The 20,413-nt window shown below is 71.5% G+C and carries 17 protein-coding genes and 1 pseudogene; 5 read left to right on the forward strand and 13 right to left on the reverse strand.

Annotation, left to right across the window (positions count from 1 at the left end):
• From ACLJN9_RS24950 to wecB, 3 genes and pseudogenes are all read left to right on the forward strand, one after another.
• Window positions 1-242 (forward strand): annotated as a pseudogene (locus tag ACLJN9_RS24950) (UDP-glucose 4-epimerase); the annotation flags it as partial.
• Window positions 239-1,420: an NAD-dependent epimerase/dehydratase family protein gene (locus ACLJN9_RS24955; protein WP_410814008.1), complete on the forward strand. Its 1,182-nt coding sequence runs from the start codon at window positions 239-241 to the stop codon at window positions 1,418-1,420. The pseudogene ACLJN9_RS24950 and the gene ACLJN9_RS24955, both read left to right, overlap by 4 nt.
• On the forward strand, window positions 1,417-2,541 hold the full coding sequence (wecB, locus tag ACLJN9_RS24960; protein ID WP_410814009.1) for a non-hydrolyzing UDP-N-acetylglucosamine 2-epimerase: 1,125 nt from the start codon (window positions 1,417-1,419) through the stop codon (window positions 2,539-2,541). The genes ACLJN9_RS24955 and wecB overlap by 4 nt, the downstream gene beginning before the upstream one ends.
• 63 nt (window positions 2,542-2,604) lie before the next feature.
• Here wecB and ACLJN9_RS24965 read toward each other — a convergent pair whose 3' ends face one another.
• From ACLJN9_RS24965 to ACLJN9_RS24985, 5 genes are all read right to left on the reverse strand, one after another.
• On the reverse strand, window positions 2,605-4,479 hold the full coding sequence (locus tag ACLJN9_RS24965) for a polysaccharide biosynthesis protein (protein ID WP_410814010.1): 1,875 nt from the start codon (window positions 4,477-4,479) through the stop codon (window positions 2,605-2,607).
• A 148-nt stretch (window positions 4,480-4,627) separates the two neighbouring features.
• Entirely contained in the window at window positions 4,628-5,266 is a 639-nt protein-coding gene (locus ACLJN9_RS24970) for an acetyltransferase (RefSeq protein ID WP_410814011.1), read from the reverse strand.
• The gene (locus ACLJN9_RS24975) at window positions 5,263-6,411 is read right to left on the reverse strand and encodes a DegT/DnrJ/EryC1/StrS family aminotransferase (RefSeq protein WP_410814012.1); all 1,149 of its coding nucleotides are present in this window, start codon (window positions 6,409-6,411) and stop codon (window positions 5,263-5,265) included. The genes ACLJN9_RS24970 and ACLJN9_RS24975 overlap by 4 nt, the downstream gene beginning before the upstream one ends.
• Window positions 6,412-6,433: 22 nt before the next feature.
• Window positions 6,434-7,126, reverse strand: a complete 693-nt coding sequence (locus ACLJN9_RS24980) for a sugar transferase (RefSeq protein ID WP_410814013.1) — start codon at window positions 7,124-7,126, stop codon at window positions 6,434-6,436.
• A 201-nt stretch (window positions 7,127-7,327) separates the two neighbouring features.
• A complete protein-coding gene (locus ACLJN9_RS24985) occupies window positions 7,328-7,735 on the reverse strand; it encodes a hypothetical protein (RefSeq protein WP_410814319.1) in 408 nt (135 codons plus the stop codon).
• Between ACLJN9_RS24985 and ACLJN9_RS24990 the strand changes: the two genes are divergently transcribed.
• Complete coding sequence (locus ACLJN9_RS24990) at window positions 7,626-8,192, forward strand: hypothetical protein (RefSeq protein ID WP_410814337.1); 567 nt, start codon at window positions 7,626-7,628, stop codon at window positions 8,190-8,192. The genes ACLJN9_RS24985 and ACLJN9_RS24990 overlap by 110 nt on opposite strands.
• A gap of 112 nt (window positions 8,193-8,304) precedes the next feature.
• Here ACLJN9_RS24990 and ACLJN9_RS24995 read toward each other — a convergent pair whose 3' ends face one another.
• On the reverse strand, window positions 8,305-10,785 hold the full coding sequence (locus ACLJN9_RS24995; protein WP_410814014.1) for a Tex family protein: 2,481 nt from the start codon (window positions 10,783-10,785) through the stop codon (window positions 8,305-8,307).
• Window positions 10,786-10,847: 62 nt separating this feature from the next.
• Between ACLJN9_RS24995 and ACLJN9_RS25000 the strand changes: the two genes are divergently transcribed.
• Window positions 10,848-12,359, forward strand: coding sequence for a deoxyguanosinetriphosphate triphosphohydrolase family protein (locus tag ACLJN9_RS25000; RefSeq protein WP_410814016.1), 1,512 nt, complete (start codon window positions 10,848-10,850; stop codon window positions 12,357-12,359).
• Between the two features lie 5 nt (window positions 12,360-12,364).
• Here ACLJN9_RS25000 and ACLJN9_RS25005 read toward each other — a convergent pair whose 3' ends face one another.
• From ACLJN9_RS25005 to ACLJN9_RS25035, 7 genes are all read right to left on the reverse strand, one after another.
• Complete coding sequence (locus tag ACLJN9_RS25005; RefSeq protein ID WP_410814017.1) at window positions 12,365-13,510, reverse strand: MBL fold metallo-hydrolase; 1,146 nt, start codon at window positions 13,508-13,510, stop codon at window positions 12,365-12,367.
• Between the two features lie 113 nt (window positions 13,511-13,623).
• On the reverse strand, window positions 13,624-14,649 hold the full coding sequence (locus ACLJN9_RS25010) for a serine hydrolase (RefSeq protein WP_410814018.1): 1,026 nt from the start codon (window positions 14,647-14,649) through the stop codon (window positions 13,624-13,626).
• Between the two features lie 86 nt (window positions 14,650-14,735).
• A complete protein-coding gene (locus ACLJN9_RS25015) occupies window positions 14,736-15,665 on the reverse strand; it encodes an SDR family NAD(P)-dependent oxidoreductase (RefSeq protein WP_410814019.1) in 930 nt (309 codons plus the stop codon).
• A complete protein-coding gene (locus tag ACLJN9_RS25020; RefSeq protein ID WP_410814020.1) occupies window positions 15,662-16,846 on the reverse strand; it encodes a zinc-dependent alcohol dehydrogenase in 1,185 nt (394 codons plus the stop codon). The genes ACLJN9_RS25015 and ACLJN9_RS25020 overlap by 4 nt, the downstream gene beginning before the upstream one ends.
• 150 nt (window positions 16,847-16,996) lie before the next feature.
• The gene (locus ACLJN9_RS25025) at window positions 16,997-17,761 is read right to left on the reverse strand and encodes a succinate dehydrogenase/fumarate reductase iron-sulfur subunit (protein WP_410814022.1); all 765 of its coding nucleotides are present in this window, start codon (window positions 17,759-17,761) and stop codon (window positions 16,997-16,999) included.
• Window positions 17,758-19,695, reverse strand: coding sequence for a fumarate reductase/succinate dehydrogenase flavoprotein subunit (locus ACLJN9_RS25030; RefSeq protein WP_410814023.1), 1,938 nt, complete (start codon window positions 19,693-19,695; stop codon window positions 17,758-17,760). Before ACLJN9_RS25030 ends, ACLJN9_RS25025 begins: the two co-directional genes overlap by 4 nt.
• Before the next feature lies 1 nt (window position 19,696).
• The gene (locus ACLJN9_RS25035; protein ID WP_410814320.1) at window positions 19,697-20,380 is read right to left on the reverse strand and encodes a succinate dehydrogenase cytochrome b subunit; all 684 of its coding nucleotides are present in this window, start codon (window positions 20,378-20,380) and stop codon (window positions 19,697-19,699) included.
• Window positions 20,381-20,413: the final 33 nt, after the last annotated feature.

Genomic DNA, 20,413 nt, shown 5'->3' on the forward strand with positions numbered 1-20,413 from the left:
TGGCCAGTGGTGAGGAGTTGGCGCGGGCGGAGGATTTTGGTGAGTTTTTCCGGGTGCCGGTTGATGATCGGGATTTGAACTACGCCTTGTATGTGACTGAGGGTGAGATTGGTGGGGGGCCTGTTGACGACTTCAACTCGGCTAATGCTCCGCGTCTTGGTGTGCCGCAGGTCGTGGAGTTGTTGTTGACGTTGCCCGAGGTCCGCGCGGAGTTGGCCTCCCGAGACCCCGCCCTCGCATGAACATCGCGATCACCGGCGCCGATGGTTTCCTCGGCTGGCACACGCGGGTCTTGGCGCGGGCGCTCGGCTGGCCGGAGCCCACCGTTCTCACCCGGGCCGACCTGGTCGATCCGGAGGTCGTCGCCGCGAAGGTGGCCGGCGTCGACCGGGTGCTGCACCTCGCCGGTGTCAACCGCGGGGACCCGGTCGAGGTGGCGACGGGCAACGTCGAGCTCGCCGCAGCCCTCGCCCGCGGTCTGAAACTCTGCGCCGTGCCGCCCCGGACCGTCGCCTTCGCCAACTCGGTCCAGGCCGCTAACGGCACCCCGTACGGCGACGCCAAGGCGGTCGCGGCGGAGACGCTCGCCAGCACCGGCCTGGACGTCGTCGACGTCCGACTACCGAACCTCTACGGCGAGCACGGGCGGCCGTTCTACAACTCGGTGGTGGCGACGTTCTGCCGGCTGCTCGCCGACGGCGGCCGGCCGGAGGTGCACGAGGACCGGGAACTGCGCCTGGTGCACGTCACCGACGCCGCCGCTCACCTGCTGGGGGTGTCCGCCCCGGGCAGTTGGGACGCCGAGATGCCCGAGGTGCGTACCGGGGTGCGCGAGGTGGCCGACCGGCTCGCCGGGTACGCCGCGCTCTACCGGGCCGGTGAGATCCCGTCGTTGCCCGACCGGCACGCGGTACGGATGTTCAACACCTACCGTTCGCACTGCTTCCCCGCGCACTACCCGTTGCCGCTGCCGCGGCACGCCGACGCCCGTGGCGAGCTGACCGAGGTGGTCAAGTCCTACGGCGGGCAGGGGCAGACCTTCTGCTCCACGTCCCACCCCGGCATCACCAGGGGAGAGCACTTTCACCTGGCAAAGGTGGAACGCTTCGCGGTCGTCCGGGGCAGCGCCGAGATCAGTCTTCGACGGGTCGGCCACGACGAGGTGGTCCGCTTCCCGGTCGACGGCGACTCGCCGATGGTGGTGGACATGCCGACGATGTGGGCTCACAAGATCGTGAACACCGGCCCTGGCGAGCTGCTGACCCTCTTCTGGACCAACGAGCTGTACGACCCGCAGCGGCCGGACACGTACGCCGAGCCGGTGGAAAGCGAGCTGCGCGAGCCGGTGGAGTCGGCGGTCATGACGAGTCGGGCGAGCGTCGACACGACGCCCAGGCTGACGGGACGGAGCGGACGATGACCAGGATCATGACGGTGGTCGGCACCCGGCCGGAGATCATCCGGCTGTCCCGGGTGCTGGCCAGGCTGGACGACACGGTCGACCACGTGCTGGTGCACACCGGGCAGAACTGGGACCCGACCCTGTCCGACGTGTTCTTCACCGAGCTGCGGCTGCGCCAGCCGGACCGGTTCCTGGAGGTCGACACGTCCTCGCTCGGCCGGGTCCTCGGCGGGGTGCTGGTCGGCATGGAGGCGGCGATCGCCGACCTCCGGCCGGACGCCCTGCTGGTGCTGGGCGACACGAACAGCTGCATCGCGGCGCTGATGGCACGACGGATGCGGGTGCCGGTCTATCACATGGAGGCCGGCAACCGGTGTTTCGACCTGAACGTGCCGGAGGAGACCAACCGACGGCTGGTCGACCACGTGGCCGACTTCAACCTGGTCTACACCGAACACGCCCGGCGCAACCTGCTGGCCGAGGGCCTGCACCCGCGCCGGATCCTGCACACCGGCTCGCCGATGCGGGAGGTGCTGGAGCACTACCGGGCACCGATCGCCAGCTCCACCATCCTGGGTCAGCTCGAGCTCGACCGGGGCGGTTACTTCCTGGTCAGCGCGCACCGCGAGGAGAACGTGGACCGTCCCGACCGGCTCCGCCGGCTGCTGGACTGTCTGGTCGCGGTACGCGACCGTTGGGGCTTCCCGGTGCTGGTCTCCACCCACCCGCGGACCCGTAAGCGGCTGGAGGCGTCGGCGCCGGACGCCACCGCCCTGGACGGCATCGCCTTCCACGAGCCGTTCGGGCTGCTGGACTACGTGCACCTGCAGACGAAGGCGTACTGCACGCTCTCGGACAGCGGGACGATCAGCGAGGAGGCAGCCATCCTGGGCTTCCCCGCGGTCACCCTGCGCGAGTCGATCGAACGCCCGGAGGCCCTCGACGCCGGCGGAATCATCATGACCGGCCTCGACCCGCAGGGCGTGGTCGAAGCCGTCGAGGTGACGGTGGCTCAGGTCGCCGCCCAGGGTGTGCCCTGCCCGGTCGACTACCAGGTGCCGGACACGTCCCGGCGGGTGGTCGACTTCATCCTGTCCACGGTCCGCCGGCACCACGACTGGGCGGGCATTCGCCGCTGAGACACGGCAAGGGGCCGGCGACCGCGGGAACCCGTGGTCGCCGGCCCTGTTCCTGTCCGCCGGTCAGCGCGACTGCAGAGGTACGCCCAGTGGAGCGTCCACCGCCGGATCGATCGGCTGTGCGCAGAGCAGCGCGAGGTGCTCGACGACCTTCGCCGCGTCGTCGTACGGGTCGAGCCCGCTCGCGTCCATCGGGTCGAGCGCCGGCACGGCCACGTGCGAGACCAGGGGGTGGAACGGCCGCGTGTCGACCTCACCGGTCCCCAGCAGGTCCTCGTGCAGTTTCTCGCCCGGCCGCAGGCCGGTGTAGACGATGGGTACGGCGCTGGATGCCTGGTCGGCCATCTGGCGGGCCAGGTCGACGATCCGGACGGGGTCGCCCATGTCGAGAACCAGCGCCTCCCCGTCCCGGCCGATCTCGGCGGCCTGGAGCACCAGGTGGACGGCCTCCTGGAGGGTCATCACGTAGCGACTGACGTCGGGGTGGGTGACGGTCAGCGGCTTCCCGGTCTCGATCTGCCGTTGGAAGGCGGTCACCACCGAGCCGCGGCTGCTCAACACGTTGCCGAACCGGACGCTCAGGAACGTCCCCGGGAACCGGGACGCGGCGTGCGCTGTCAGCCGTTCCGTGATCCGTTTCGAGTAGCCGAGGACGCTGATCGGGTCTGCCGCCTTGTCCGTCGAGATGTTGACGAACTTCGCCACGTCCTGGCACGCGTCCAGCACCGAGAGGGTGCCCCAGACGTTGGTCTTGACGGCCTCGCCGGGGTGCCGCTGCAGCAGCGTGAGGTGCTTGAGCGCCGCGGCGTGGAAGATGATCTCCGGACGGCGCTCCCGGATGATCCGTCGGATTCCCTCGTCGTCGCGCAGGTCGGCGAGGATCAGCTCGGGGCCGTCCAGCATGGCCCGCCCGGCGAGCGACATCTGGAGACTGTGCAGAGCCGATTCGTCCCGGTCCAGCATCATCAGCTCACCGGGGTTGGCCTTCATCACCTGGCGGCAGAGTTCCGAGCCGATCGACCCGCCGGCGCCGGTGACCAGGATCCGCCGCCCGGTCAGGCTGTTGGTGCTCATCGGCAGGTCGCCGACCACCTGGCGGCGGCCGAGCAGATCGCCGATCTGTACGTCCCGGACGTCGGTGACGGTGATCCGGTGGTCGACCAGGTCTCGCACCGGAGGTAGCACCTTGAACACCGCGCCGGCCCCGAGCGTGGCCTCGCGGATCTGACGGATCAGGGCGGCGTCGGCGTTGGCGACCGAGAAGATGACGGTGCTGGCGCCGGTACGCCGAACCGAGGCGGCGACATCGTGCCGACCGCCCATCACCCGTACCCTGCCGATGCGCAGGTCACGCTTGTCCGGGTCGTCGTCCAGCGCGCCCACCGGCAGGTATCGACCGCGCGGGTCGCCGAGCATGGCACGGAGCAGCCCCTGCCCGGCGTCACCCATTCCGAACAGCAGCACCGGCGTGGACGAACGGACGTCCGGGCGCATCGCGAGGTCGCGTCGGTGCCGGTACGCGAACCGGGCGCCGAGCATGAACAGCAGCGCGAGCGCGCCACCGACCAGAGGGGTGCTCGCCGGAACCGGTCGGTCGACCGACGGCAACAGCCCGAGCAGCACGATGCCGGCCGTCGTGATGGTGGTGCTGGCGACGCCCTGGACTTCCTGGAGGCTGCCCAGTGGATGCCGTCCGGAGTAGAGCCGGCGCAACGCCGCCACCGCCACGTGCACGACCGCGGCGACGACGCCGACCGTCGCCGCCCGGCCCAGTTGGCCCGGAGCGAGCTGAAACTCGAACCGGGTCCATGCGGCCGCGACGAAACCACCGACCCAGGCGGCGGTGTCGGTGGCCAAGAATCCGGCGGTACGCTGGCGGGCCCTCGCCCGCCGCGTCCGCCGGTCCGCGCCCTGCGTGTTCTCGGTGTCCTGCTGCATGAGCTGGCTCCCTGTCCCGTCGCACGACTCATTCCGCCGCCCCTGCGGCAGAGAAAGCTTCGCGGCTTTTTGTCCTTGTTACATGCCAAATTGGCATTTTGGGCGTTTTTCCGGAGACGAGACGAACCAGCTGTCCGTCCCGGTGACCTCAACGAGCCGGAACGCCCTTGACCGTCGTGTGATCAGGCACGTCCCGGACAACGCACGCCCCTGCGCCGACCGTGCTGTCCCGCCCGATCCGCAGACCCTGGAGCACCGCGGCGTTGGTGCCGATCAGCACGCCCTCCGCCAGGTGGCAGTCACCGGACACCGCGGCGAGCGGGTTGACCGAGACGTAGTCGGCCAGGCTGCTGTCGTGCCCGACGGTGACGTTCTGGTTGAGATGCACGTGCCGACCGATGGTCACGTTCGTGGTGACGCGCGCCCCCGCGAAGGCGACGAAACCGGGCCCGTGCTCGGTGTCCGGTCCGACGGTGGCATCCGGGTGGACCAGGCTCGCGGCTGGCACGCCGTGGATCCGACTCGCGACGGCCCGGCGGATCCGCGGGTCTCCGATGCCGACGAGGCACTGCGTGCCCGGCGGTGCGTCGCGCAACCAGGCCACGTTTCCGAGGTACGGCACGTCGAGCCGCTGCAACCGCTTCAGGTTCTCCTCGGTGGGCCGGTCGTCGACGACACCCAGCAGTTGCCAGACCGGTCGTCCAGCAGCCTCGTTCACCGCTCGGGCGATGGCCAGCACCTCCCGGCCGTGCCCGCCGCAGCCGACCACCACCAGTCCGATCGTCACGCCGTCGACCCTCCCGTCCGGACGCTCAGGAACTCGTCGATCGCGGCGAACACCCGGGCGATCTGCGGCTCGGTCAGGGCACTCCCGCTGGGCAGTGTGAGCCCGTCGGCGAAGAGCCGCTCCGACGCGCCGGTGAGCAGGCTCTCCGCGCCGTCGTGCATGGGCTGCAGGTGCATCGGCTTCCACACGGGCCGGGTCTCGATGTCCCGCTCGGCCAGGTGGACCGCCAGGTCGTCGGCCCGCCAGCCGCACCGCTCCCGCTCCACGGTGATGACGGTGAGCCAGCAGTTCGACCCGGTGTCCTCGGCGCCAAGCAGGTGGACGCCCGGCACCGGGGCGAAGAGCTTCGCGTAGTGGTCGCGCAGTCGGCGACGTCGGGCGATCATCCCGTCCAGCCGGAGCAACTGGGCCCGGCCGAGCGCCGCGAGGAGATTGCTGAGTCGGTAGTTGTAGCCGGTCTCGCGGTGCTCGTAGTGCCGCGCCGGTTCGCGGGCCTGCGTGGCGAGGTGACGGGCCCGCGCGAGAAGCGCGTCGTCATCGGACACCAGCATGCCGCCGCCGGACGTTGTCATGATCTTGTTGCCGTTGAACGAGAGCACACCGACGCACCCGAAGGAACCCGCGGCCTGCCCCCCGTGGCTGGCGCCCAGGGCCTCCGCGGCGTCCTCCACGAGGGGGACGTCGGCCTCGGCGCAGACCGGAACCAGGGCGCGGTAGTCGGCGCAGCTCCCGAACATGTCCACCGGTACGACCGCGCCGACGCGCTCGCCGCGTGATCGCAGCCGGCGCAGCAGGTCGGCGGCGAGGCCCACGTCGATGTTTCCGGTCCGCGGGTCGCAGTCGACGAAGACCGGACGCGCGCCGATGTACCGGACCGCGTTGGCGGTGGCGACGAAGGTGAGCGTGGGCACGATGACCACGTCGTCGGGCCCGACACCGACACCCAGCAGGGCCAGGTGCAGGGCGGCGGTGCCGGAGCTGACCGCCACGGCCCCGCTGGTGCCGACCCGCTCGGCGATGTCGCGTTCAAAGGCCTGCAGGTCCGGGCCGGCCGGCGCCACCCAGCCCGAGCGCAGGGCTGCGACCAGGTACGACTCCTCGAGCGGCCCGACGTCGGGTGCTGACAGGTGGATCGTCTGGCTCATCGATCGGCTCCCTGAGGCATCGTCATGCCGGTGTCCGGTCCCGCCGCGCGGGAGTCGGGCGTCGGGGCGTACCGAGGAACTCGGGTGCCGTGGCGGACCCAGCCGCGTTGATGCCCTCGCGGCGCAGCACGGTGCGTGCCGTCGCGATCAGGATCGACAGGTCGAGTCGGATGGTGCGGTTGTCCACGTACCGCACGTCGAGGTCGAGCTTGTCCTCCCAGCTCAGGCTGTTGCGACCGCGGACCTGCGCCAGACCGGTGACGCCGGGCCGTACCTCGTGGCGACGGGCCTGACGGGCGGAGTAACGACCGAGGTATTCCGGCAACAGAGGGCGGGGACCGACCAGGCTCATGTCGCCGCGCAGCACGTTCCAGAGGGTGGGTAGTTCGTCCAGGCTGGTGGCGCGCAGCCAGCGCCCCAGCGGGGTGAGGCGGTGGCCGTCGCCGACCAGACCGCGGCCGTGGTTGGGCGGGCGCATGGTGCGGAACTTGACCACCTCGAAGGGCTGGCCGTGCAGGCCGGCGCGGCACTGGCGGAACAGCACGGGGCGGCCGAGGCCCACCATGACCAGGACCGCCACCACCATCAGCACCGGCGTGACCAGCACCAGCAGCACGGCCGCGAAGACCGCGTCGACGATGCGCTTGCCCGGGTCGGGGCGGGGCAGCAGCAGGGGGTGTTCGGGGGCGTTCGCGAGACCACCAGGCACCGGCACCGTTCCGACCTCCGAGATAAAACGACGTAACAACCAATTAAGTGTTTACCAGCACAAGAAGGGTGGGAGACCCGAATGCCGACACTCGGGCTGCTTCGCCCCGATCAACCCCGAAACACCCCGCCGGGACACGGCCTGTCGGCACGCCCACCTGCGGGGGACGTGCTCATCGGGTCGAGGTGCTAGTGGATCAGCCGATCCTCATCGTCGGGCCACGGTCGTCGGCCCGGAGTCGGGCCCGTCGCCCAACAGTCGGCTGAGCAGGGTCCGCAGCGGGATCGACTCGCCGTCGCGGCCGCCCGCCCCGACGATCAGCGGCGCTGGGGTGGGCTGTGGGTCGACGCCGAACAGTCGAGCACGCAGGCCGCCCTGCACGGTCAGCAGATGGAACCGCCCGGTCACGTCCACCGCCCGCGTTGCGGCCCGGTCGACGTACCAGCCGGTCAGCCGGGTCCGGTAGCGCCCGCGCCCGTCGTACCCCCGGGCGATCAGCCGGGTGGTGGGCAGCCCGCGCCGGGTCGCCTCGGCCACGAACCAGGCCACCACCTGCGCCGCCTCGGCCTGCTCGGCGGCCCGCCGCCGCGCGTCCGCGTCGGCGTGCGCCCACACCGCCTGCCGCTGGCGCTCCCGCCACTCCCGGCCGTCCCGCTCACTCACGACGCCGACGGTACGCCCGCCCGCAACACTCGGGTACGGCACGCTCCGTGGCCTGCCGCCGCTGCCGCCGCTGCCGCTGCTGCCGCTGCTGCCGCTGCTGCTGCTGCCGCTGCCGCTGCTGCTGCTGCTGCCGCTGCTGCTGCTGCTGCCGCTGCTGCCGCTGCTGCTGCCGCTGCTGCCGCTGCTGCTGCTGCTGCTGCCGCTGCTGCCGCTGCCGCTGCCGCTGCTGCCGCTGCTGCCGCTGCTGCCGCTGCCCGGCACGGCCCTGGCCGGCCCGTCCGGCGGTTGGCCACCGGTGCGTGGCTCCTTTGGAGCTGAATCGTCTACGCCATCACCGCTGATTCGTCCACGACATCAGCTCCAAAGGACCGCCGGGGCACCTGACCGTCCGGACCGCCGGGACATCTGAGCTGATTCGTTCACGACATCAGCTCTAAAGGACCGCCGGGGCACCCGACTGTCCGACCGCCGGGCTGATTGTCGGCCCGGCCCCGTCCACAGCGTCGGGGCCGGGCCGCTGATCAGGCCAGACCGGCTCGACGGAGGGCGTCGGCCAGCGCGGTGTCGGCGGCCGGGGGCGCGCCAGCGCCTCTGCCCGACCTCTGCTGTCCGCCGCCACCCGACCTCTGCTGTCCGCCGCCACCCGACCTCTGCTGTCCGCCGCCACCCGACCTCTGCTGTCCGCCGCCACCCTGCCTACCGGCCCCGCTGCGTCCGCCGTCGCCGCCGCGTCCGCCGGCCCCGCCGCGTCCGCCGGCCCCGCCGCGTCCGCCGTCGGCGCCGCCACCGGTGGCGCGGCGCTGGGTGTCGGCGCTCGGCTCGTCCTCCAGGCGCAGGGTCAGCGAGATCCGCTTGCGGGGTACGTCCACGTCGAGCACCCTGACCCGGACCACGTCACCGGACTTCACCACCTCGCGGGGGTCCTTCACGAAGGTCCGGGACATCGCCGAGACGTGCACCAGGCCGTCCTGGTGCACCCCGACGTCGACGAAGGCGCCGAACGCGGCCACGTTGGTGACCACGCCCTCCAGCACCATGCCGGGCGTCAGGTCACCGATCTTCTCCACCCCCTCGACGAAGGTGGCGGTGCGGAACTCCGGCCGAGGGTCCCGGCCGGGCTTCTCCAGCTCCGCGAGGATGTCGGTGACGGTGGGCAGGCCGAACCGGTCGTCGACGAAGTCGGTCGCGCGCAGCCCTCGCAGGATGGCGCTCTGACCGATCACCGAGCGCAGGTCCTGGCCGGTGCTGGAGAGGATCCGGCGCACCACCGGGTACGCCTCGGGGTGCACGCTGGAGGAGTCCAGCGGGTCATCGCCGCCGGGGATGCGCAGGAAGCCCGCGCACTGCTCGAACGCCTTGGGGCCGAGCCGGGCCACCTTCTTCAGCTCGGTACGCGACCGGAACGGACCGTTGGCGTCCCGGTGCAACACGATGTTCTCGGCCAGCCCGGCGCCGATTCCGGAGACCCTGGTCAGCAGTGGCGCGGAGGCGGTGTTGACGTCCACCCCGACCGCGTTCACGCAGTCCTCCACCACCGCGTCCAGTGACCGGGACAGTTTCACCTCGGACAGGTCGTGCTGGTACTGGCCCACCCCGATCGACCGTGGGTCGATCTTGACAAGCTCGGCGAGCGGGTCCTGGAGTCGGCGGGCGATGGAGACGGCGCCGCGCAGCGACACGTCCATCCCGGGCAGTTCCTGCGAGGCGTACGCGCTGGCGGAGTAGACCGACGCGCCGGCCTCGGAGACCACCACCTTGGTGAGGTTGAGCTGCGGGTGCCGGCTGATCAGGTCGCCGGCCAGTCTGTCGGTCTCCCGGGAGGCGGTGCCGTTGCCGATCGCCACGAGTTCGACGCCGTGCGCGCCGGCCAGCCGAGCGAGTGTCTCGATCGACGCGTCCCACTGCCGGCGCGGCTCGTGGGGATAGACGGTGTCGGTGGCGACGACCTTGCCGGTGGCGTCCACCACGGCCACCTTCACCCCGGTACGCAGGCCCGGGTCCAGACCCATGGTGGGCCGGGTGCCGGCCGGCGCGGCGAGCAGCAGGTCCCGCAGGTTCATGGCGAAGACGCGTACCGCCTCCTCCTCGGCTGCCTGCCACAACCGGGTCCGCAGGTCGGCGCCGAGGTGGATGAGGATCCGGGTGCGCCAGGCCCAGCGGACGGTGTCGGCCAGCCAGCGGTCGGCGGGACGGCCCGCGTCGGACACGCCGAAGCGGCCGGCGACGACCGCCTCGTACCGGCTCGGGCCGGTGGGCGCGGCGTCCGACTCGCCGGCCTCCTCCGGGTCCATCGTCAGGTCGAGCACGCCCTCCTTCTCGCCCCGCAACATGGCCAGGATCCGGTGCGAGGGCAGCTTCGGGTACGGCTCGGAGAAGTCGAAGTAGTCGGAGAACTTCGCGCCGGGAGTCTCCTGGCCCTCGCGTACCCGGGAGACCAGCCGGCCCCGCGACCACATCTGCTCACGCAGCGTGCCGATCAGGTCGGCGTCCTCGGCGAAGGTCTCGATCAGGATCGCCCGGGCGCCCTCCAGCGCGGCGGTCGCGTCGGCGACACCCTTGTCCGCGTCGACGAACGCGGCGGCGGTCGTCCGCGGGTCGCGGGTGGGATCGGCCAGCAGCGTCTCGGCCAGCGGCGCCAAGCCGGCCTCGCGGGCGATCTGCGCGCGGGTCCGCCGCTTCGGCTTGTACGGCAGGTAGATGTCCTCCAGCCGGGACTTCGAGTCGGCGGCCAGGATCTGCGCTTGCAGGGCCTCGTCCAGCTTGCCCTGGCCGCGGATCGACTCCAGCACGGCGGCCCGCCGCTCGTCCAGCTCCCGCAGGTAGCGCAGCCGCTCCTCCAGGGTGCGCAGCTGGGTGTCGTCGAGCAGGCCGGTGGCCTCCTTGCGGTAGCGGGCGATGAACGGCACGGTGGCGCCGCCGTCGAGCAGCTCCACGGCCGCCCGTACCTGACGCTCGGCCACGCCGAGCTCGTCGGCGATCCGCTGATGAACAGACTGGGTCACGATCTCGATCCGCCTTCGGGAGTAGTTTCCGCTCAGCATTCTGCCCGGCTAGCGTGGCGATCATGGAAACAGCTGCGGAGCCGCGCGCCCGGCGACTCTTCGGCGGCAGCGCCCGGGCCCTCGGCGACCTGACCGGCAACCCGTTCCGCGCCGACCGGGACCGGATCGTCGGCTCGCCGTTCTTCGCCCGACTCGGCGGTGTCACCCAGGTCATCAGCCCGGTCGGCTCCGGCCTGCTGGTGCACAACCGCCTCACGCACAGCCTCAAGGTCGGCCAGGTGGCCCGGGCGGTCGCCGAGCGGCTGACGGCCGACGAGCGGTGGCGCGACCTGCTCGACAAGCTCGGCGGCTGCGACCCGGACGTGGTGGAGGCCGCGGCGCTCGCCCACGACCTCGGGCACCCGCCGTTCGGGCACCTGGGGGAGCGGGTGCTGGACCGGCTGGCCCGGCAGCGCCTCGGCCTCGCCGACGGCTTCGAGGGCAACGCCCAGTCGTACCGGATCGTCACCAGCACCGAGATCCGGGGCGCCGCCACCACCGGGTTGGACCTGACCGCCGCGGTCCGCGCGGCGATGCTGAAGTACCCGTGGACCCGGCTCGACCACCCCGACCCGCACCCGCGCACGATGGACCCGCCGCCGCGCGGGGCCACCCCACCACCGGACGACCCGGAGAGCGGCTCGTCGAAGTTCGGCGCGTACCGCACCGAGCTGGACGACCTGCGGCAGGCCCGGGAGCCGTTCGCCGGCCGTGTGCCGGACTGGCAGCAGACCGTGGAGGCGTCCGTGATGGACACCGCCGACGACATCGCGTACGCCATCCACGACGTGGAGGACTTCTACCGGGTCGGTGTGCTCCAGCAGGGGTCGGTCTCCGCCGAGCTGATGGCCTGGCAGCGGGAGAGTGGGCACCTGCGGGCGATCACCGACGCGGCGTTGGTGACCGCCGCACGGCGGCCCGGGGCTGCCATCGAGCGGCTACGCCGGCAGTTGCACCGCAAGGACGCCTGGATCGCCGACGACGACGCGTTCGCCGCCGCCGTCGAGCACGTCCGGCAGGAACTGGTCGACGGGCTGCTGGCGATGCCGTTCGACGGGTCGATCGAGGCCGAGCAGTACGTGGCCCGGTTCTCCGCCCGCTGGTCCACCCGCTTCGTCGAGGCGATCACCGTCACCGAGCACCCGTCGGTGCGCTCCGGGCACGTGCTGCTCGGCTGCGCCCAGTGGCACGAGGTGCAGGTGCTCAAGTTCGTCCACCACCGGTTCGTGCTGGCGCGCCCCGATCTCGCCCTGCACCAGCGCGGTCAGGCCCGGCTGCTGGGCACCCTCGTGGAGGCGCTGTGGGAGTGGCTCCTCGACCCGCAGGAGGAGTCCCGGCTACCCCGGCGGCTGCACGACCTGGTCGAGTTGGCCGAGGCGGAACTGCACCCGCGTACCCCGGATCGGATCGGCAGGGCCCGGGGGCGGGCCATCGTGGACTTCGTGGCGCAGCTCACCGACGGTCAGGCGGTGGCCATGCTGGACGCGCTCTCCGGCCGCTCCGGTGCGCTCTGGACCGACGCCTTCGTGCTCTGAAGCACCTAGGCGATCGCCTGCCACCAGCCGTCGACCGCCGGCGGGTCGTCGACCACGACCCGCTCACCCGGACGGGGTACGGCGAGCCGGACGTCGCGGGCCTTCGCCTCGGCCCACAGTCGGTTCACCGGCTCGGACCAGTCGTGCAGGGCCAGGTTGAACGTCCCCCAGTGCACCGGGATGAGCAACCCGCCGCGCAGGTCGAGGTGGGCGGTCACCGCCTCCTCGGGGAACATGTGGATGGTCGGCCAGGCCCGGTCGTACGCGCCGATCTGCATCAGCGTCACGTCGAACGGCCCGTGCTGCTCGCCGATCGCCGCGTAGCCGTCGAAGTAGCCCGAGTCGCCGGTGTAGAAGACCTTGCGGTGGGCTCCGGAGATGACCCAGGAACTCCAGAGCGTGCCGTCCCGGCGCAGCCCACGGCCGGAGAAGTGCTGGGCCGGCGTCGCGGTCACCGCCAGCCCGCCGATCCGGTGGCTCTCCGACCAGTCGAGCTCGATGATCCGGTCGGCCGGGACGCCCCAGTGGTCCAGGTGTGCTCCGACCCCGAGCGGCACCAGGAACGGCGCCGACTGCCGGGCGACCAGCTCCCGCACGGTGGTCATGTCGAGGTGGTCGTAGTGGTCGTGCGAGATGAGGATCGCGTCGATTTTAGGCAGTTCGTCGAGGCGTACCGGGGGCTCGTGCAGCCGACGGGGACCGACCAGGGCCGACGGCGAGCAGCGCTCGCTCCACACCGGGTCGATGAGCACCCGGTACCCCTCGATCTCCACCAGGGCGGAGGCGTGGCCGTACCAGACAACGCCGAGTTCCCGATCGGTGTCGGTGGTGGCCGGCTCCCCGGTCGTCCGCAGCAATGGCACTGCGGTGCTGGGCCGGCGCTTCTGCTTGCCGAAGATCAGCTCCCGGAGCAGGTTGCGGCCCGGGTCGGCGACCATGGTGCGGGTGCCACCCGGGTTGTGGAAGGTGCCGTCGCGGAACTGTGGCGAGCGGGCCGCCCGTTCGGCGCGGGCACCGGTCAGCCGGCCACCCAGTGCCGCCGGCACGTCCCGGGCCACCCAGGCCAGGCCGGCCAGCGCGGCCAGCCCGGCCGCACCCCGCATCCGCCGCCCGAGCGACCGTTCGACGTCCGTGCGTTGCGCTGGTGCCATCGCCGTCCCTCCGCCGTGTCCCGCACTACACGGTAGTTCCCCCGGCCGGGTCGCGCTCGGGCGGTCGCCGCAGCGGGCCGGTCGCCACGACGGTGACCGGCCCGCGCGCGTGCTCAGCCGCCGTTGCTGGGCCGTCGTGCCGTCATCCGGTACGCCGTCCCCGCGCCGGCCAGCCGGTCAACCGCCGCCAGGAAGCGGGGGCCCATGGCGGCGCGGGCCTGCACCGCCGGGTGCGTCGCGCCGAAGTCGTCCGCGTCGGCCTGCCCGTCGGCGAAGAGCGCGTAGGTGAGCACCGCCACACCGGATCGGTCGAAGATCACCCCGGCTTCGTGCCTGGCGTCGGCGAACCAGCCGGCCTTGGTGGCGATCCGTGCCCGCTCGTCGGAGGACATGGTGCGGCGGATGCCGTCGGTGAACGCCACCGGGGAGCGCAGCAGGTTGAGCAGGAACGCCGTCGAGGCGGGGGAGAGCAGGGTGCCGGCGACCAGGGCGCGCAGCAGGTCGTGCGTCTCCCGTGGGGTGCTGGTGCCGAGGAAGAACCGGTTCGGGTTGGCCACCGGCTGGACCTGGGTGTTCGGGAAGCCCTTGCCGACCAGGATGGCGTTCAGCTCGGCGGCCGGGCAGACCGACCCGCACAGCCGCACCGCCGTGTCGTCGGAGACGGTCAGCAGCGTGGCCAGCACGTGGCCGAGGGTCACGCTGCTGGGGTACGCGCCGTCCAGGCTGAAGATGCCGTCACCGCCCGGCACCACGATCGCCGCTGTCACCTCGACCCGCTGGTCCAGGGTCAGCAGCCCTCGGTCGATCTTGTCGAGGACCGCGGTGGCCACCGCGATCTTGTTGACGCTGTACGCCTCGATCCGCCGGTCGGCCTCGGCGGCCACCGCCACCACCGGCGGGCCGGCCGGGTCGGCGACACTGACGTACGCCTGCCAGTTGCCGCCGGCCTCGGTGCTGCGCCGGGTGTAGCTGGCTGCCACCCGTCGGGCCGCCTGGGCCGGCGTGGTCGGAGCCGCCTCGACGCCCTCGGCGGCGCTCGCCGGGGCGGCGCTCGCCGGGGCGGCGGCGCCGAGCACCGTGCCGGCGGCGGCCACCGTGCCCAGTCCGAGTGCGGCCCTGCGGTTCAGTCGGATGGTCAATCGTCTCCCCCATCGTGGTGCGCCGGAGCGCTTGCCGGACCACCACCCTAGGCGAGTTGATCGATAGGAGCTGCCCCGCCGGAGGCTCACCCGAGCCGTCGGCGCAGCGCGGCGCCGACCGGCCCGGGCAGGTTGCGCGCGAGGTTCCGCAGGTCGGGCAGGTGTCCACCACGAACCGCCTCGCCGGCCGGGTTCGGGGCGAACACCGAGCCGTCGTGCGCGTCGACCGGCCGCCCGCTCACACCGGCCAGCCGCATCAACGGCTCGACCAGGACGTCGTACAGGCCCGGCAGCAGGGTGAAGCCGGCCCGCATCACCACGTTCAGCCGACCCACCGAGATCTCCCGGCGGGGTCGGTCCACGCAGTCCACGATGGCCCGGGCCACCCGCTGCGGGCCGCTGATTGGCGGTGGGGGTCGACCGATCCGACCCAGGTAGTTGGCCGCCTGCTGGTACACCGGTGTGTCCACACTGCCCGGGTTGACCAGGCAGAGCCGGATTTCCGGGCTGTCGCGCAGCTCCTGCTGCACCGCCCGGGCCAACCCCCGCAACCCCCACTTACTGGTCACGTAGGCACTCATGTACGGCGCGGTGATGTATCCGAGCACCGATCCGGTGAGGATCAGGGTGCCCGCACCGGTGGCCCGGAAGTGTCGCAACGCCACCCGTGCCGCGCTGGCGGCGGCCAGCAGGTCGGTGCGTACCACCTGGTCGAAGACCCGTTCCGGCAGCTCGTCGAAGCGCCCGTACGCCATCACCGCGGCGGTGTGCACCCAGACGTCGATGTGGCCGAACCGGTCGATGGCCGCGTCCGCGAGCGCGTCCAGCGCGCCCGGTTCGGTGACGTCGGTCGGCACGGTCAGCACGTCGACGGCAGCGCACTCCGTCCGTACCTCGGCGAGCGTCTGTGCGGCGCGGGCGGCGAGGACGAGACGGTCGCCGCGCTCGGCGAACGCCTGGGCCGTCGCCCGGCCGATCCCGCTGGTAGCGCCGACGATCACCACCACCCGACTCATGGTTGGAGCACGACCTTGATGCAGCCGTCCTCCTTCTTCTGGAACATCTCGTACGCCTGGGGCGCCTGGGTCAGCGGCATCCGGTGGGTCCGCAGATCCTCGACGCCCAGCGGGTCGTCGTCACCGCTGAGCAGCGGCAGGATCTCGTCGGTCCACCGGCGGACGTGGCACTGCCCCATCCGCAGTTGGATGCCCCGGTCGAACATCTCCATCAGCGGCATCGGGTCCGCCTCACCGCCGTACACGCCGGAGACCGACACGGTGCCACCGCGGCGGACCGCCTTGACCGCGGCATGCAGGACCGCGAGCCGGTCCGCGCCGACCCGGTCGGTCATCGTCTGGGCCAACTTGTCCGGCAGCAGCCCGACGGCGGCGTGGGCCAGCTTGCCGACCGGCGAGCCGTGCGCCTCCATACCGACGGCGTCGATCACCGCGTCGGGACCGCGCCCGTCGACCAGGTCGATCAGCGCGCCCGGTACGTCGTCCAGCTCACGGACGTCGAGCACCTCGATGCCGTGCCGGCGGGCCATCTCGAGTCGCTCGGGCACCAGGTCCAGACCGATCACCCGGCCCGCGCCGAGGTGGCGGCCGATCCGGGCACAGAACTGGCCCACCGGGCCGAGACCGAACACGGCCAGGGTGCCGCCGGGTGGGGTGTCGGCGTACCTCACCGCCTGCCAGGCCGTCGGCAGGATGTCGGAGAGGTAGAGGTAGCGCTCGTCCGCGCCGGTCTGCGGGATGGTGATCGGGCCGAAGTGGGCCTGCGGGACGCGCAGGTACTCGGCCTGCCCGCCGGGAACCGAACCGTAGAGCGAGGTGTAGCCGAACAGCGCCGCGCCCTTGCCCTCGCTGGTGACCTGGGTGGTCTCGCACTGGGCGTACAGCTGGCGCTGGCACATCCAGCAGCTGCCGCAGGAGATGTTGAACGGCACCACCACCCGGTCGCCGGGCTTGAGCCGGGTCACCTCCGGCCCGACCTCCTGGACGATGCCCATCGCCTCGTGGCCGAGGACGTCGCCGGACTTCAGGTACGGTCCCAGCACCTCGTACAGGTGCAGGTCGGAGCCGCAGATCGCGGTCGACGTGATCTTCACGATCGCGTCGGTCGGCTCCTCGATCCTGGGGTCCGGGATCTCCTCGACCCGTACCTCCCGCTTGCCCTGCCAGGTCAATGCCTTCATGTCCTGTTCCTCCCTGGGTTCCTCCTTGACTGCTACCCGGGGACAGGCGGTTGAACCGACGTCCGGCGCCTGCGCTCGGGCCGACGGCGAATGCCGGACCGCCGCACCCCGAGGTGCGGGGTACGGCGGTCCGGAGTGGCGCTGCCGTCCTCAGGAGCCGGGAGTGTTGTCCGCGCCCTTGGAGGTGGCCACGAGGTAGTCGCGGTTGAGCCGGCCGATGGTGTTCAGCGGGATGCCCTTCGGGCAGGCCGGGGTGCACTCGCCGGCGTTGGTGCAGCCTCCGAAGCCGGCCTCGTCGTGCGCGTCGACCATGCCGATCACCCGGGTGTACCGCTCCGGCTGGCCCTGCGGCAGCAGCGAGAGCTGGGTGAGCTTGGCGGCGGTGAAGAGCATGCCGGAGCCGTTCGGGCAGGCGGCCACGCACGCGCCGCAGCCGATGCAGGCCGCAGACTCGAAGGCGGCATCCGCGTTGGCCTTGGCCACCGGGGTGGAGTGCGCCTCGGGCGCGCTGCCGGTCGGCGCGGTGACGTAGCCACCGGCGGCGATGATCGTGTCGAAGGCGCCCCGGTTGACCACCAGGTCCTTGATGACCGGGAAGGCGCTGGCCCGCCACGGCTCGATGTCGATCGTCTCGCCATCGGAAAACTGCCGCATGTGCAGCTGGCACGCCGTGGTGCCGCGCTGCGGCCCGTGCGCGTCCCCGTTGATCATCAGGCCGCACATGCCGCAGATGCCCTCGCGGCAGTCGTGGTCGAACGCCACCGGGTCGTCGCCGGCGAGGATCAACCGCTCATTGAGTACGTCGAGCATCTCCAGGAACGACATGTCCTCGGACACGTCGTCGACCGGGTAGGTCACCATCCGACCCTTGTCCTCAGGGCCCTTCTGGCGCCAGATGCGCAGGGTCAGGTTCACTTGTAGCTCCGCTGCGTGGGGTGGACGTACTCGAATTCCAGGTCTTCCTTGTGCAGCACCGAGGGTTCGCCGCTGGCGGTGAACTCCCAGGCCGCCACGTACGCGAACCGGTCGTCGTCGCGCTGCGCCTCACCGTCGGAGTCCTGGTACTCGGCCCGGAAGTGGCCGCCGCAGGACTCCTCACGGTGCAGGGCGTCGATGCACATCAGCTCGGCCAGCTCGAAGAAGTCGGCCACCCGGCCGGCCTTCTCCAGCGACTGGTTGAGCTCCTCGCCGGTGCCGGACACCTTGACCCGCTGCCAGAACTGCTCGCGCAGGGCGCGGATCTCGCCGATCGCCTTGCGCAGCCCGGCGTCACTGCGCTCCATGCCGCAGTGCTCCCACATGATCTGACCCAGCTCCCGGTGGAACGAGTCCACGGTCCGGTCGCCGTCGACCGCCAGCAGCCGCTGGATCCGGTCCTCGACGTCGGTGCGCGCCTCGACCGCCGCCGGGTGGCTGGCGTCGACCTTCTCCAACGCACCCGAGGCCAGGTAGTTGGCGAGGGTGGTGGGCAGCACGAAGTAGCCGTCGGCCAGGCCCTGCATCAGCGCCGAGGCGCCGAGCCGGTTCGCGCCGTGGTCGGAGAAGTTGGCCTCACCGATCACGAACAGGCCGGGGATGTTCGACTGGAGGTCGTAGTCGACCCACAGGCCGCCCATCGTGTAGTGCACGGCGGGATAGATCCGCATCGGCACCTCGTACGGGTCCTCGCCGGTGATCCGCTCGTACATCTCGAAGAGGTTGCCGTACTTGGCCTCGATGGCCTTGCGGCCCAGCCGGCCGATCGCGTCGGCGAAGTCGAGGTAGACGCCGAGCTTGGTCGGCCCGACACCCCGGCCCTCGTCGCAGACGTTCTTCGCGGCACGGGAGGCGATGTCGCGGGGGACCAGGTTGCCGAAGGAGGGGTAGATCCGCTCCAGGTAGTAGTCCCGCTCGTCCTCTCCGATGTCCTTCGGGCTGCGGTCGTCGCCCTTGGTCTTCGGCACCCAGACCCGGCCGTCGTTGCGCAGCGACTCGCTCATCAGGGTCAGCTTCGACTGGTGGTCGCCGGAGACCGGGATGCAGGTCGGGTGGATCTGGGTGTAGCAGGGGTTGGCGAAGTACGCGCCCTTGCGGTGCGCCCGCCAGGTGGCGGTGACGTTGCAGCCCTTGGCGTTGGTGGAGAGGTAGAAGACGTTGCCGTAGCCGCCGGAGGCGAGCACCACGGCGTCGGCCATCTCGGTGCTGATCTCGCCGGTGACCAGGTCCCGGACGACGATGCCGCGGGCCCTACCGTCCACGACGACCAGCTCCAGCATCTCGTGCCGGGCGTTCATCTCGACGTTGCCGAGGCCGATCTGCCGCTCCAGGGCCTGGTACGCGCCGAGCAGCAGCTGCTGACCCGTCTGACCCCGGGCGTAGAAGGTGCGCTGCACCTGGGCGCCACCGAACGAGCGGGTGTCCAGTAGGCCGCCGTACTCGCGGGCGAACGGCACGCCCTGGGCGACGCACTGGTCGATGATGTTGACCGAGACCTCGGCGAGCCGGTGCACGTTCGACTCGCGGGAGCGGAAGTCGCCACCCTTGACGGTGTCGTAGAACAGCCGGTGCACGGAGTCACCGTCGTTGCGGTAGTTCTTCGCGGCGTTGATGCCGCCCTGTGCCGCGATGGAGTGCGCCCGGCGCGGGCTGTCCTGGTAGCAGTAGGACTTGACGTGGTAGCCCTGCTCGGCCAGGGTGGCCGCCGCCGAGCCGCCGGCCAGGCCGGTGCCGACCACGATCACCGTCATCTTGCGGCGGTTGGCCGGGTTGACCAGCTTGGCCTCGAAGCGCCGGGTGTCCCACCGCTTCTCGACGGGGCCGTCGGGAGCCCTGGTGTCGGCGATCGGGTCGCCCTCGGTGAAGAGTTCCATGTCAGGACACCAATCCGGTGAGTACGGCGAACGGGACCACCAGGTATCCGGCGCAGAGCGCGACGGCGAAGACCAGTGCGGCGGCACGCGCCCGGCGTTCGCCCCGCGGCGTCTGCTGACCAAGGCTGCGGAACGCGCTGAAGGCACCATGTCGCAGGTGGAAGCCGACCGTGACGATGGCGAGGGTGTAGAAGAGCGTCACGTACCAGCGCTCCGGCGCGAAGTCGGCGACGACGTTGCCGTACGGCTTGCTCTCGTTGCCGACCGGGTTCAGCGTGCCGGTGGTCAGGTCCAGGATGTGGTAGATCACGAACAGCAGGATGATCACCCCGCCCCAGCGCATGGTGCGGGCCGCGTAGCTGCCGTTGACCTTCCTGCGGTGGGCGTACTTCACGGGGCGGGCCGCGCGGGCCCGCCGGGCGAGGACGGTCGCGGCCACGATGTGCGCCACGACGGCCACCGTCAGCACGGTGCGCAGGATCCACAGGAACCAGACGCCGGGCAGCAGCGGCTTGCCGATGTCGCGGAGCCAGTGCGCGTAGTGGTCGAACGAGGTCGCCCCCGTGAACACCTTGAGGTTTCCGAACATGTGCGCGATGAGGAACAGCGCCAGCAGGATGCCCGTCACCGCCATGACGGCCTTGAGGCCGACGTTCGAGCGGATGGGCGACCGAGTTTTCGTGATTACCACATCACCGACGCTAGGAGCACTTGATTC

The organism is Micromonospora sp. 067-2 (assembly GCF_046549295.1).
Taxonomy (GTDB): Bacteria; Actinomycetota; Actinomycetes; order Mycobacteriales; family Micromonosporaceae; genus Micromonospora.

What these genes read in the sequence shown, in the direction of transcription:
- ACLJN9_RS24975 (WP_410814012.1), bottom strand. Translation starts at nt 6,411, where the DNA reads ATGAGCCAGACGATCCACCTGTCAGCACCCGACGTCGGGCCGCTCGAG.
- ACLJN9_RS25015 (WP_410814019.1), bottom strand. Translation starts at nt 15,665, where the DNA reads ATGAGTCGGGTGGTGGTGATCGTCGGCGCTACCAGCGGGATCGGCCGG.
- ACLJN9_RS24955 (WP_410814008.1), top strand. Translation starts at nt 239, where the DNA reads ATGAACATCGCGATCACCGGCGCCGATGGTTTCCTCGGCTGGCACACG.
- ACLJN9_RS25005 (WP_410814017.1), bottom strand. Translation starts at nt 13,510, where the DNA reads ATGGCACCAGCGCAACGCACGGACGTCGAACGGTCGCTCGGGCGGCGG.
- ACLJN9_RS25020 (WP_410814020.1), bottom strand. Translation starts at nt 16,846, where the DNA reads ATGAAGGCATTGACCTGGCAGGGCAAGCGGGAGGTACGGGTCGAGGAG.
- wecB (WP_410814009.1), top strand. Translation starts at nt 1,417, where the DNA reads ATGACCAGGATCATGACGGTGGTCGGCACCCGGCCGGAGATCATCCGG.
- ACLJN9_RS25000 (WP_410814016.1), top strand. Translation starts at nt 10,848, where the DNA reads ATGGAAACAGCTGCGGAGCCGCGCGCCCGGCGACTCTTCGGCGGCAGC.
- ACLJN9_RS24965 (WP_410814010.1), bottom strand. Translation starts at nt 4,479, where the DNA reads ATGCAGCAGGACACCGAGAACACGCAGGGCGCGGACCGGCGGACGCGG.
- ACLJN9_RS25030 (WP_410814023.1), bottom strand. Translation starts at nt 19,695, where the DNA reads ATGGAACTCTTCACCGAGGGCGACCCGATCGCCGACACCAGGGCTCCC.